A 13,737-nucleotide genomic window follows, 5' to 3' on the forward strand; every position below is an offset into this window, starting at 1 on the left:
GATGGCAAATCCTTTTGAAAATGCGGATGGCACATATTTGGTGCTGATCAATGAAGAGGGCCAATATTCCCTGTGGCCCGGTTTTATAGATGTGCCGAGCGGCTGGACAGTCGTTCATGAGCAAAAAGGGCGTGATGCTTGTCTGGACTATATCCAATCGCATTGGAGCGATATGAGGCCCAACAGCCTAAAGCCTGTTGAAAATGTGTAATTGCATAAAAAAGAGACTGCTTGCCGCAGTCTCTTTTTCTATTTACGCAGACGTTTGGGTATGATCACAGTCTCTGACCGGGTTTCCGTTTTCATCCGTACACCAAGATTGGGATAAAAACGCTAAAAACACTGCAGCCCACTGATCGGCGAATTGAATCAGAATGCCTCCGTCATGCCAAGAGCCGTTGTCTTTTTTCCAGCGGCTATCCATTGCATTCCCTTGATTCATATGGATATTGTGCATGCCGTTGGTCGGTGTAAAACCGAATATTTTATCTGCAGCCTGTTCTGGCCCAAATTTTGAACCGAATATATAAACTGGCGCTTTCTCTTCTTGCGCTTTCTTCATATACGTTTCAATAAAGTCATTTAAATCATTATCAGGCCCCGTGATTTCATGCGGCAAGGGCTTCATGTCCCGCGGTTCAAACAAATTGCCCCGCACATAATCCAGCGCCACTTCACGGTTTGCCTCATTGATCTTTGTATATCCATATGGCATGTTCGGAAGGATCGTAATTGAGCTGGAATCAAACCGATCGTCAGCCAAATACAATACTTCAGATTCCTCAGAACTGGACATCACATTGATGGCGCACCTGTAATACGTATTCTCTTCACCGAGCACTTTGACTTGGAAATGAGGACTGTCTTCATCAGTTTCCCGCTTCATATCTAAGACAATGCCTTTTAACACGCCATATTGCTGAACAGCCATATGAATCCTCCTTTATGATCAAGTTTCATCGTTTTAGTTCGTGAAATGGTCTCTTAGTTCCTTCTGAAAAATAAAAAAAGCCTGCAGAAATCTTTCTGCAAGCTCAATGTCATTAAGCACCCGCCACAGATGACTCATCCTCTAAAGCTTTCTCGGCAGGAACATACTCATATCCTAAATCCTTTGCCACAGCTTCATAGGTCACGTGTCCGTTTGCTGTGTTTAAACCAGCTCTCAGTGCCGCATTGTCTGCAAGCGCTTTTGCTGCTCCTTTGTTAGCGATTTGCAGCGCGTATGGAACAGTAACGTTAGTCAGGGCGATTGTTGATGTACGAGGGACAGCGCCCGGCATGTTTGCCACAGCGTAGTGGACAACGCCGTGTTTTTCATATGTCGGCTGATCATGTGTAGTAATATGGTCGACAGTTTCGACGATGCCGCCTTGGTCGATCGCAACATCGACAATCACTGAACCCGGTTTCATTTGTTTGACCATTTCCTCGGTCACAAGAGTCGGAGCTTTAGCCCCCGGAATTAAGACCGCGCAAATGAGAAGATCCGCTTCTGCCACAGCATCTGCAATATTGACCGGATTAGAAATTAACGTTTCAATCTGATGGCCGAAGATGTCATCAAGCTGGCGCAGACGGTCTGCGTTTAAGTCGATGACGGTCACGTCTGCCCCGAGGCCGACAGCCATTTTCGCCGCGTTTGTGCCGACTACGCCTCCTCCGATAATCGTTACTTTTCCGCGGGAAACGCCTGGCACTCCGGCAAGCAGAATGCCTTTTCCGCCTTTAGGTTTCTCTAAAAACTGCGCTCCGATTTGCGCTGCCATTCTGCCTGCAACCTCTGACATCGGCGTCAGAAGCGGCAATGTCCGGCCGTCACTAACCGTTTCATATGCGATCGCCGCAACTCCTTTATCTTTCAAGGCCTGTGTCAGCTTAGGCTCAGCTGCTAAATGAAGGTACGTAAACAGCACAAGCCCTTCGCGGAAGTAGACATATTCTTCCGGCAGCGGTTCTTTGACCTTCATGACCATTTCGGCGTCCCATACCTGTTTCGGGTCAGCAATAATCTCCGCTCCTGCTGACTCATAGGCTTCATTTTCAAATCCGCTTCCAAGGCCCGCGCCTGTTTCAACCAGCACCCGATGGCCGTTTGAAATGAGCTGAGAAACGCCTCCGGGTGTTAATGCAACGCGGTTTTCATTGTTTTTTATCTCTTTAGGAACCCCTATGATCATATTTGTCTCCTCCTGTATCTGTGATGTATTTAGTGTAGCTTGATTCTTATGAAAATTCTTTGTTTGAAAAAGAAAATAAAAAAACCTGGATTTGTGAAATTTCACAAATTCAGGTGCCGAAGCTTGATATCTAAATAGATGGTGAACTTTTGATTCACATTTTTTAAATCGATTTCAGCAATCTGGCTGATGCGCTTGAGACGGTAATTCAACGTATTAACGTGTATATTTAACATCTTGGAGGCTGTATTCACGTTGCTGTCTGCTTCAATAAAACGCTCTAGCGTTTCTACCATATTTGACTGATGATCCCGATCATACTGTTCCAGTTTGGAAAGCGAATAATTAAAATATCCAGTCTGTTTCCGTTTTTCATCCAAGATATCCAGGTATTGATAAATGCCTAACTCAGAAAAACTGAAAAGATGTTTTGTCTCTTCTGCGAAACGTTCCTTTGCTTTTAAGACAGACAGTGCCTCCTGATAGGAGCGGGAGACAAAAGAAATAGAATGGTATATTCCGCCAAAAGCGATAGAAACGTCTTCTATTTTATAACGTTCTTTCAACTGTTTTTGCGTACTTAAAGCAAACTGCTTTAAATCTTGAAAAGGGTGATCTGTTTTAGGGGCGGTTAAAATAATGAGTTCATTTGAATCTACGGTTGTCAGCAGCACGTGAACCTGCTGGGTCGTTTCCTGTAAATATTGCAGCTGCTGTTCGATTTTTTCAGTCAGCTCGCCGTTTATCCGGATGATCATAACGGAAAACTCAGAAGGGGCGGCCATTCCAAGTTTGTGGAAGCCATCCGCCATGTCATGCTCCTGATAAATGTGGCCAGTCAGCATTTTCCAGAAAAACTCTTGGCTGCGTTCTTCATTTTTCGTTTTTCTGATTTGGAGTTTGAGAAGCTTGTTTTTTACTGCTTTTGCCGCCATATGCAATGTCATTAGATCATCGTCAGACAAAGTTTTTTGGATCTCAAGCGCCCATATGAAGCCAAGCACTTGGTTGTTTTTCCATATGGAAATGGCAACGCGGTTGCTTAGTCCAACTTCATCTATTTGCTTTACCCTGATCGGCTGGTCCGTTTTTAAAAGAGCTGGAATTGTCCCGTCTTTCCACAACTTGTTAATGACCTTCTCAGGCACCCTTCTGCCAATGATTGTAGACGTTCGGGCAGGATCTGTGCAGTCGCTGTGAGTGCTGTAGGCAAGCAGCTTGTGGTTAACATCCTCTATGGTGATCGGGCACCGCAGAACATCGCTGATATGATCAGCTACATCTTCAAGTCTGTCAAAACTGTATTTAAACGGATCATTCGGCATAGTCATAAATCTCCCTACTTTTCATGCGATTTTTCTTTGACATCTCATCCACTTCCTTTTATTATGATTGTTGTTGTTTGGGAAAATCAACAACAAAGAGAGGAAGCTAAAAAAACAGATACATAGCATATTGAAAGAACATTTTAATATATGATTTGGGGCAAGACTGATTAAGAAAGAAAAAACTGAACCTTTCAGAAATGGTGCTGTAGCATCAAATTTTCTGAAAGGTTTTTTTTGGAGTTGGCGAATCATTTGGGTCTTTTGGATTATTCGGAGAATGAAGAAGAGATTAAGAAAATAAACCTACTTGTTTAACAATATATGTCATTTTTAAGTGAGTTGGGATAAACCATTGGACTCATTTTGTAAAATTAAAACATATTTGTTTGACTGTGCCGAAAAACTGTTTTTATAATAATGACGTTCTAAAAATAAGTGAATTAGCCCATATTTAGGCTGATGGCACAGGAGGTAATGAGGAATATGGCAGGATTAATTCGTGTCACACCCGAAGAGCTAAGAGCGATGGCGAAGCAATACGGCGTTGAAAGCCAAGAAGTATTAAATCAGGTTGATCGTTTAAATCGCATGATCTCTGATTTGAAAAGCATGTGGGAAGGTGCTTCAAGCGAAGCGTTCGCAGATCAATACGAGCAGCTCAAACCTTCATTTATCAAAATGTCAGATTTGCTTCAAGATGTGAATCAACAGCTTGATCAAACAGCAAATACACTTGAGTCTACTGACCAAGACATCGCAAATCAAATCCGCGGATAACAGTATGAAAGGGAAGGAGCGCCTGATTCACGAGAAGACGGCGCTCTTTCTATGTAAGGGTGATCCTAAAATGTATATTGATATTACAATAGATTTGAAACATTATAACGGCAGTGTCTTTGATCTCAGGCTGTCAGATTACCACCCGGTGAAAAAAGTAATTGATATTGCTTGGCAGGCTCAAAGCGTCGCTATACCTCCGCGCGAAGGGCACTGGATCAGAGTGGTTAATAAGGATAAGGTGTTTTCCGGAGAATGCAAGCTGTCTGATTGCGGCATTACAAACGGAGACCGGCTTGAAATATTATGAAAGGATCTGGTTGAATGTCAGGTAAACAAAAATCATATTTAGAAAACCAATTAGAAGCCGTTGCCGAGAAAACAGATGCCGGCTATACATTTACCTTTCAACGGGAAAAAATAAAGCTTCTGGACGGTCTCGAAGCCAACGTGATCAAAGATGTAAATCCATTTTTTCAAAAAGAGATCGATGTGACGGATGATGAAGTGATCATCACAATCCAACCTCCTCCTTCCTATAGAGCATTCCGCGTAATAAAGGCTAAAGATAAAAAAAGCAAATGGCAGTTTGCCTATCAGCTTGTTCAAGCTGTACAGCAGCACAATCTGTCGAGGCTGAATTTGATTGTCGCTCCTGAAAACATTGTATTTGATAAAGGCCTAACGCCTTATTTTCTCCATTATGGAGTAAAAGAAAGCATTCCTCCTTACGAGCATGATGAGGAAAGAGTGTGGAGGGAGCTGAAAGCGGCAGCGGCTTTGGCAGTTGACGGCGCTTTTGATTTTGAAGACTATCTGAAATTTAATGAAACGCTGACGTTCTCCGCAGAGGCTAAGGAGATATTGGATGCAGCGTCCTATGATGACCTGCTCGAACTGATTCAAACTCATATCGATGAGCTCGAAGCCAAAGCGAAAACATATATACATATCCCGAGAAAGAAATGGAACATCCAGCGATATATCGGCCTGGGGCTCATTGTTTTGCTCGTACCCGCTCTTATTTATTCGATGTATTCATTATTTTTCGCACAGCCAAAGCACCAGGCGATAGTGGACAGCAACCGCGCTTTCCTAAATAAGCAGTACAGTGAGGTTATCAGCAGACTGTCTAAGTACGATGCGGAAAGCCTGCCTGAATCGGTGCAGTATCAGCTTGCTTATTCCTATGTAGAAGTTGAAAAACAACTTTTAGATTACCAACGGGATAATATTGAGAAGCTAGTGACATTGCAATCTGAACCGCAGCATTTCCTTTATTGGATTGATATTGGTAGAGGGGATTATAAAGAAGCGATCAGTATTGGACATAAGCTCGAGTATAACCCATACATTTGGCTTGGCCTTTATAAATACAAGCAGCAGCTCTTAGCTGAGGATAGTAATGATGAAGCAACTCAAAAAGAACTTGATTCTGTTGACAGCGAACTTGATAAAGTGAATAAAGCTAACGCTGAACAGGAAAAAGAATCGAATACTGAGTCTTCAACAACTGATACAACGGAAGAAAAACAACAAGCTGAAGAGACTGAAGAGAAAGCAGCAGAAGAAAAAGCCGCAGCTGAGGAAAAAGCGAAAAAAGAAGAACAAGCGAAGAAAGAAAAAGAAACAGAAAAGAAAGATGAGAAAAAAGATGACAAATAACGTGAGACATGAAGCGCAGGTCATCGCATGCTGCCAGTCGGCTGTTAGGGGGTTCGCCATTTGAGTCTATTATGGGTTTTCTACCAAAATAACGTTCAAAAATTGAAACTGTCTGACCTCCCGTCGTCCCATCCGGTGACCATAGGGCCTGATGTGAAGGATTCCGTTACGATCGGCACCATTCCGTTTGAAAGCGGAGTGATTTCTCTTCAAAGAAAGGAATCCGGCGGCCAATACGAAGTTTTCCAGGGTAATGATTGTCTTGGCACGATTGAGCCGGGTACATCATTTACCCTCCAAACGGATCAGCAGAGTATACACTTGATCTTGATGGGCAATGAGCCTGAGAAATCCGTTTATTTTACGGGGAATCGGGATGAAATCACATGCTCTTCTGAAAAAACAAATGCAGATATGTATTTGAATCCGCAAGAATTTGATTTTGCTGATCAAAGCACGTTTTCTTTGCTTCGTGTCGGCGAAAGGTGGTCGGTTCATCCTGAAAGCGGGACGATTTTCTTGAACGGAGAGAAGATCATCGCCAATACACCGCTCCACCCGGGGGATGAAATTTTCTGGAACTTTACGCAAATGAGAGTGACGGAACAAGACCTTTTAGAAATTGTTCATTTTGCACCGTTTGAAACAGCATTAACAGAAACGGTCAAACCAAGCACAGAGATGCAGAAAAAATATCCGCAGTACAGAAGAACACCGCGGATGGTGTACGATTTGCCGGATGACCGCGTTTCCTTCAGTTTTCCCTCTCAGGAGAGCGATCAAACCAACAGAGGGCTGTGGCTCGTCATTCTGCCGCCGCTCGTCATGCTGATCGTGATGGGCGTGGTCGCCATCATCCAGCCGCGCGGGATATTCATACTCGTTTCTCTGGCGATGTTTATGATGACCCTCATTACCTCGACGGTGCAATATTTCCGGGATAAAAACCAGCGGAAAAAACGCGAGGAAAAACGGGAGCGCGTATATAAGCTTTACCTAGACAATAAGCGGAAAGAGCTTCAGGCGCTAGCTGAAAAGCAAAAGCAGGTACTTGAATTTCACTTCCCTTCGTTCGAACAAATGAAATACCTAACAAGTGAAATCAGTGACCGGATCTGGGAAAAGTCGCTTGAAAGCAAGGATTATCTTCAGCTGCGGCTGGGGACAGGAACAGTCCCTTCAAGCTATGAAATCAATATGAGCGGCGGAGACTTGGCCAATCGTGATATTGATGACCTCATGGAAAAATCCCAGCACATGCAGCGTGTTTATAAGGACATCCGCAATGCGCCGGTTACGGTCGATTTGGCGGAAGGTCCGATGGGGCTTGTCGGTAAAATGCAAATTGTGAAAAATGAGATTCACCAGCTGATCGGACAGCTCGCGTTCTTCAATAGCTATCACGATCTGCGTTTCGTTTTTATTTTTCATGAAGAAGAGTATAGAGACTGGGAGTGGATGAAGTGGCTTCCGCAATTTCAAATGCCCCATATTTATGCGAAAGGTTTTATATATAATGAGCAAACCCGAGATCAGCTCCTGTCTTCACTTTATGAATTAATCAGAGAGCGAGATCTCGAAGATGACAAAGAAAAATTGCAGTTCAAACCGCATTTTGTATTTATCATCACGAATCAGCAGCTGATCTCAGAGCACGTCATTCTCGAATATTTAGAAGGGCAGCATGAGCATCTGGGCATCTCTACAATTGTGGCCGCAGAAACAAAGGAAAGCTTGTCGGAAAATATTACGACCCTTGTCCGCTACATCAATGAGCATGAAGGCGACATTTTAATACAGAAGAAAAAGGCGGTAAGAATTCCGTTCCGCCTTGACCATCATCAACGCGGGGACAATGAACGTTTCTCACGCACACTGCGGACGCTGAATCATCAGGTCGGAATTACGAATTCCATTCCGGAAACGGTATCGTTCTTGGAGCTTTTCCATGCGAAGGAAGTAAAAGAAATCGGCATTCAGCAAAGATGGCTGACGAGTGAATCGTCGAAGTCGCTGTCAGTGCCGATCGGCTATAAGGGAAAAGATGACATTGTGTATCTGAACCTTCATGAAAAAGCTCACGGCCCGCACGGGTTGCTTGCGGGGACAACGGGGTCTGGGAAAAGTGAATTTCTCCAGACTTACATCCTGTCACTTGCGGTGCATTTTCACCCGCATGAAGCGGCTTTCTTATTAATTGACTATAAGGGCGGAGGGATGGCGCAGCCGTTTCGCAACATTCCTCATCTGCTCGGCACAATCACGAATATTGAAGGCAGCAAGAACTTCAGTATGCGTGCGCTTGCTTCCATTAAAAGCGAGCTGAAAAAAAGGCAGCGCCTGTTTGATCAGTATCAAGTCAATCACATCAATGACTATACAAAGCTGTACAAGCAGGGGAAAGCAGAAGTGGCGATGCCTCACTTGTTCTTAATTTCTGATGAATTCGCCGAGCTGAAAAGCGAGGAGCCTGATTTTATCAGGGAGCTTGTCAGTGCAGCGCGTATCGGGCGAAGCCTCGGCGTGCATTTGATTTTGGCGACACAGAAGCCGGGCGGCATCATCGACGACCAGATCTGGAGTAACTCGCGCTTTAAAGTAGCGCTGAAGGTTCAGGATGCTACCGACAGTAAAGAAATTTTGAAAAACAGCGATGCCGCAAACATTACCGTGACAGGACGCGGTTATTTGCAGGTCGGCAACAATGAAGTATATGAGCTGTTCCAATCCGCCTGGAGCGGGGCGCCTTACTTAGAGGAAGTCTACGGAACTGAGGATGAAATCGCGATCGTCACGGATACGGGCCTGATCCCGCTTTCTGAAGTGGATACCGAAGATATTGCGAAAAAAGACGTTCAAACAGAAATAGAAGCTATAGTTGACGAAATTGAACGGATCCAAGATGAAATGAAGATTGAGAAGCTGCCAAGCCCTTGGCTGCCGCCGCTCGCGGAACGTATTCCGCGCACTCTCTTCCCATCGGACGAAAAAGATCATTTCCACTTCGCGTATGTCGATGAACCTGATCTGCAAAGACAGGCGCCAATTGCTTATAAGATGATGGAAGACGGAAATATAGGCATATTCGGCTCTTCCGGCTACGGAAAATCAATTGCAGCCGCAACGTTCCTGATGAGCTTTGCGGATGTATACACACCTGAAGAGCTTCATGTCTATATCTTTGATTTCGGTAACGGAACGCTTCTGCCATTAGCGAAGCTCCCGCATACCGCGGATTACTTCCTGATGGACCAATCAAGAAAAATTGAAAAGTTCATGATTCGAATTAAAGAAGAAATTGACCGCCGTAAACGTCTGTTCAGGGAAAAAGAAATCAGCCACATCAAAATGTATAATGCGCTGAGCGAAGAAGAGCTTCCGTTCATATTCATCACCATTGACAACTTTGATATCGTCAAGGATGAGATGCATGAGCTTGAATCGGAATTTGTCCAGCTTTCAAGAGACGGGCAGAGCTTGGGCATTTACTTCATGCTGACAGCAACGCGTGTGAATGCTGTCCGCCAGTCATTGTTAAATAACCTGAAAACAAAGGTAGTCCATTATCTGATGGATCAATCCGAGGGATATTCCATTTACGGACGGCCGAAGTTCAATCTCGAACCGATTCCGGGTCGCGTCATCATTCAAAAGGAAGAGCTTTATTTTGCGCAAATGTTCCTCCCTGTTGACGCTGATGATGATATCAGCATGTTCAACGGGCTGAAATCTGACGTTCAGCAACTTCAGGAGCGCTTTGCTTCAATGGAGCAGCCGGCACCGATTCCAATGCTGCCTGAGAGCCTGTCGACGAGAGAATTTTCTCTCCGCTTCAAGCTGGAACGCAAGCCTTTATCAGTACCAATCGGGCTTCATGAAGAAACAGTCAGCCCAGTCTATTTTGATTTAGGCAAGCACAAGCACTGCCTAATTTTAGGACAGACCCAGCGCGGGAAAACAAACGTCTTAAAAGTAATGCTTGAACATCTGATAGACGATGAAACCGAAATGGTCGGCCTGTTTGACTCGATTGACCGCGGATTGTCCCAATATGCGAAAGAATCAGATGTCTCATATTTGGAAACGAAAGAAGATATTGAGCAGTGGATCGAAACAGCAGAAGATATTTTCAAAACAAGAGAAGCCATGTATGTAGAAGCCGTCCGCCAGGGAGATGCGCAAAATCTGCGATTCTCACAAGTGGTGCTGATGATTGACGGGATTACGAGATTCCAGCAGACGATTGATACGAGAATACAAGACCGTCTGGCAAACTTCATGAAATCCTATGCGCATCTTGGGTTCAGTTTTATCCCGGGCGGAAATCACAGCGAATTCTCAAAAGGCTATGACTCCTTGACGACAGAGATGAAGCAAATTCGCCATGCGATTGTGCTGATGAAAAAATCTGAGCAAAATGTCATTCCTCTCCCGTACCAAAGACAGGAGCCTGAGATTCAGCCGGGCTTCGGATATGTTGTGGAAAACGGGAAGGAGCAAAAAGTTCAAATTCCTTTATGTTCTGCTGAAAGGGAGAGTGCTAGATGACAGAACAACGAAAAAGCTTGATCAAGTTAATATCCGCCGTCATCATCATTTTGCTGCTGCCGGTTTTGTTTTTCCGCTTTATCGGGGAAGACCCGGCGAAAAAAGTAGCGAATTCAACGCGGCAAATCGCGGTGGTGAATGAAGACACAGGCGTATTGAGCGAAGAAGTGAAGTCTGATGAAGAGGACAAATCCGCCCAGTTCGGCAAGGAAGTAGCGACTGTTCTGGGTGAACGTCCCAATTATTCATGGACAGTCGTAAACCGAAGCGCGGCCGAGACTGGTCTCGCATCAAAGAAATACGATGCGATTGTCTACATTCCCTCAGATTTCTCAAAAAACATTCTGAGCTATGACAAAGACCATCCTCAAAAAGCAACGCTCGAATTCAGCATTCAGGATAACCTGAATGCGGTCAACAAAGAAAAAGTGCAGCGTGAGCTCGAGGATGCGCAAAAGAATATGAACAAAAAAATGTCGGCCTTATATTGGAATTTTGTGTCACAAAAAGTAGACAGCATCAGAGGAGAATTTGACAATATCGTCAATAAAGAATCTGAATTCCAGAATGTCATGTACAACTTTTACAAACCTAGCTCAAATGATTTAGCAGGTGAAATCAAACAGCAAAAAGACTTAATCGATGAGCTGAAGAAATCAATGAATGAAGCGCAAAGCACGACAAAAGAAAAAGCTTCAACAGCGGAAGAAGCCAAAAACACGCTGAAGGATTTCATTGATACCGTTGAAAGGTACAAAAAATATCAAGAAAATCAGAAAAAACTGCTTTTGACAGCCCAAGATGCCACTCAGCAGCAAATCCAGACAGGCCTTGATGCCATTCAAGCACAGCAAAAGGCGAACCAATTCAGTGAACGGATGAGCGGACTGGCAACAGGAATCAGCCAAGTGAAAACACAGCTTGCACAAACAAGTACAGTGTTGGCAAAAGCACAGCAACTGAGAGAGGGCCAAGTGCCTCAGCAGGAACTTGGTATGGCGAAAATTCAAAGTCATTTAATTGAACAATATCAGGCCGCTTCAAGACAAACGGCATTAAATCAGGTTTATGATCTGCTTGTACCAGCGCGTCAGGCGCTGACAGTTGCGAAAGGGGATGACCCAGTCGTAGACGACGGCTCTGACAATGATAATCAAGATAAAGATAAAGAACCGAAGGAAGAGAATCCCGAAGACCTGAAAATCGATCTTGAAAAACAGCGGGAAGAACTGAAAAGCATCGCCGCTGACATTCAGGACATTTCAGACAATCTGAAGGAGGCTGAAAAAGAGAAGCCGGCACCAGAGGACCCGGTAACAGATGAACCGTCTACTGACGCCCCGGCAAACCCTGACGGAACCAACACAAATCCCGATACACCACAGGGAGACACCGGAAACGGTGACAACAGCAGTGATACTGGAACAGACGGACAAACGGACGGCAACACTCAGGATCAGGACCAGCAGCCGGGAACAGACGGCCAGGATCATAACAGCGATGCCACTAACGGTGAGTCAGACAGCGGACAAACCGAAACGGACACATCTGCCGAACAAACTGCATCATCTGACGCAACCCTTCAAATGATCCAGCTGGCAAATGAAGATGGAACCGGAGATACTGGAGATACAGGAAGCGACGGTGGCACGACTCAGCCTGAGGACGAAGAACAAACCGGAAACGATGAGATTTCTGATATCGCAAAAGCAAAAGAACAGCTCAGCAAAGCGTCTGAGCGAATGAAGCAAATTGAAGAAGAACTCAAAGAAAAAGAAACTGCCCATAATGAAGAGCTGAAAAAGAAATTAGAAGAACTTAAAGAGCAAATGGATGGTCTCAATGATGAAATTGATGACTTGAAATTTAAAGTGAAACAGCTCGAAACGAAACTTGGAAACCTTGAAGCGAAACGGAAGCGGGAGTTTGAAGGGATTTACAGCGCGATTCGCGATCTGGAAAATAAAGATCAGCTTCAATTCTCCGAAGAAATCAATACAGAAAATATCAATGCTTTAATGAGATATTACAAATATCTATCTGTATATGACTCTGTATTATCCAGAACCATAGATAGCAAGGCAAAAACCAATGCGATAAATGGTTTGCAAGGCAAAGTCAAATCAATCCTGGCTCTCACACCGGAAGAATCAGCAAGCTGGGAAGAACTCAAAAACAACACGATGCAAACCGATGAAGACATTAACAGCTTTATCGACGGCATGACTAAATTTACAGAGGACTACAGCGGCTTCATCCGTGACTCTCAAGCAGGTGTTCTCGACGAACTGACGAACATCTCTGAAAGTGCCGCAAAAGCGACAGAACAGCTCGTAACGGGCACAACACAAGAAGCAGCGACGTTCAGTAACGACGGGCTGTCTGGCACAATGGCACTGAGTATCCAAGATACAGTCGGCCAGGAAGTGCTGCAAATGTCAGACATGATGGGGTCATTGTCTGATCGCCAATCAGGCATTATTGATTACACGACGAATATGCAGCAAAGCGTCAATGATGTTCAGGCGAAAGCTGACACCTTAAACAACAACTGGGGGAAAAATGTCGCTTCCACGAAACTCGTACGCAATGACGTATACGGCATACTCGGAAATACATTAGTAGACGGCCAAAACAACGGCTATGTATATGATTACTTGGCAAATCCGCTTAAAATCAGCGGAGAGGTTCCTGAAGAAAAAATTCAGATGGTACCGCCGGTTGTCATCCTTGTCATTGTGTTGATCAGCAGCCTGTTAATTGGCTATTTCAGCTCGTATTATCAAAATGCGCCGCTTCTCGTAAAAGGAGCGCTATTCGGAATTCTGAATATCCTTGTCGGACTCATGATCAGCTTGTTCGGTTTGAATATTTATTCACTGCCGGACGATCAGACGATTAAGTGGTCGGTGTTTACGATTCTATTGCTGGTTGCAAGCTCTGCCTTCATCCGGACAGCATTCAGATTCGGTTCAATCCCTGGGTGGGTCGCTTCAGCGGCAATGATTCTATTCTATGTCGCACCGCTTATTGATTTGATCATGCCGAACTTTACATTTGAAGATCCGGTTTCGAAAGTATATATCGACATCCAGTACGGTACAGGACACTTGTTTACAATGGGAATAACGGTTCTGCTGATCATTGCGGTAATTGCCGCGGCTTTGCCGCTGATTATCCGAATGATGGCCGAACACAAAGCAGAAAGCGATGAAACGTATGAAGCGTAATCGCAGCAT

At 44.5% G+C, this 13,737-nt stretch carries 8 protein-coding genes and 1 pseudogene; 6 read left to right on the plus strand and 3 right to left on the minus strand.

Annotation, left to right across the window (positions count from 1 at the left end; genetic code table 11):
• Nucleotide 1: 1 nt before the first annotated feature.
• On the plus strand, nt 2-211 hold the full coding sequence (locus Q3W56_RS07320; protein WP_019715576.1) for an MbtH family protein: 210 nt from the start codon (nt 2-4) through the stop codon (nt 209-211).
• Nucleotides 212-253: 42 nt separating this feature from the next.
• Here the strand turns inward: Q3W56_RS07320 and Q3W56_RS07325 are convergent, their stop codons facing one another.
• The 3 genes and pseudogenes from Q3W56_RS07325 to adeR all read right to left on the minus strand — a co-directional run bounded on the left by Q3W56_RS07325 (nt 254) and on the right by adeR (nt 3,548).
• Nucleotides 254-931, minus strand: coding sequence for a YukJ family protein (locus Q3W56_RS07325; protein ID WP_302895015.1), 678 nt, complete (start codon nt 929-931; stop codon nt 254-256).
• 112 nt (nt 932-1,043) lie between these two features.
• Entirely contained in the window at nt 1,044-2,180 is a 1,137-nt protein-coding gene (gene ald, locus Q3W56_RS07330) for an alanine dehydrogenase (RefSeq protein WP_302895016.1), read from the minus strand.
• A gap of 101 nt (nt 2,181-2,281) precedes the next feature.
• Nucleotides 2,282-3,548 (minus strand): annotated as a pseudogene (gene adeR / locus Q3W56_RS07335) (sporulation transcriptional activator AdeR).
• 443 nt (nt 3,549-3,991) lie between these two features.
• Here adeR and Q3W56_RS07340 point away from each other — a divergent pair.
• From Q3W56_RS07340 to esaA, 5 genes are all read left to right on the plus strand, one after another.
• The gene (locus tag Q3W56_RS07340; protein ID WP_003220661.1) at nt 3,992-4,285 is read left to right on the plus strand and encodes a WXG100 family type VII secretion target; all 294 of its coding nucleotides are present in this window, start codon (nt 3,992-3,994) and stop codon (nt 4,283-4,285) included.
• Nucleotides 4,286-4,355: 70 nt separating this feature from the next.
• Complete coding sequence (gene yukD / locus Q3W56_RS07345) at nt 4,356-4,595, plus strand: ESX secretion system protein YukD (RefSeq protein WP_019715572.1); 240 nt, start codon at nt 4,356-4,358, stop codon at nt 4,593-4,595.
• Nucleotides 4,596-4,609: 14 nt separating this feature from the next.
• Nucleotides 4,610-5,950 carry a type VII secretion protein EssB gene (gene essB, locus Q3W56_RS07350; RefSeq protein ID WP_302895018.1) on the plus strand — a complete coding sequence of 447 codons (1,341 nt, stop codon included), beginning with the start codon at nt 4,610-4,612 and terminating at the stop codon, nt 5,948-5,950.
• 60 nt (nt 5,951-6,010) lie between these two features.
• On the plus strand, nt 6,011-10,498 hold the full coding sequence (essC, locus tag Q3W56_RS07355) for a type VII secretion protein EssC (protein ID WP_302895019.1): 4,488 nt from the start codon (nt 6,011-6,013) through the stop codon (nt 10,496-10,498).
• Nucleotides 10,495-13,728 carry a type VII secretion protein EsaA gene (gene esaA, locus Q3W56_RS07360; RefSeq protein ID WP_302895020.1) on the plus strand — a complete coding sequence of 1,078 codons (3,234 nt, stop codon included), beginning with the start codon at nt 10,495-10,497 and terminating at the stop codon, nt 13,726-13,728. Before essC ends, esaA begins: the two co-directional genes overlap by 4 nt.
• Nucleotides 13,729-13,737: the final 9 nt, after the last annotated feature.

The organism is Bacillus sp. C28GYM-DRY-1 (genome assembly GCF_030519405.1).
Classification (GTDB): Bacteria; Bacillota; Bacilli; order Bacillales; family Bacillaceae; genus Bacillus; species Bacillus spizizenii_A.

Bases quoted from the DNA above. Each gene is read 5' to 3' on its own strand.
- Q3W56_RS07320 (WP_019715576.1), top strand. From the start codon at position 2: ATGGCAAATCCTTTTGAAAATGCGGATGGCACATATTTGGTGCTGATC.
- Q3W56_RS07325 (WP_302895015.1), bottom strand. From the start codon at position 931: ATGGCTGTTCAGCAATATGGCGTGTTAAAAGGCATTGTCTTAGATATG.
- ald (WP_302895016.1), bottom strand. From the start codon at position 2,180: ATGATCATAGGGGTTCCTAAAGAGATAAAAAACAATGAAAACCGCGTT.
- Q3W56_RS07340 (WP_003220661.1), top strand. From the start codon at position 3,992: ATGGCAGGATTAATTCGTGTCACACCCGAAGAGCTAAGAGCGATGGCG.
- yukD (WP_019715572.1), top strand. From the start codon at position 4,356: ATGTATATTGATATTACAATAGATTTGAAACATTATAACGGCAGTGTC.
- essB (WP_302895018.1), top strand. From the start codon at position 4,610: ATGTCAGGTAAACAAAAATCATATTTAGAAAACCAATTAGAAGCCGTT.
- esaA (WP_302895020.1), top strand. From the start codon at position 10,495: ATGACAGAACAACGAAAAAGCTTGATCAAGTTAATATCCGCCGTCATC.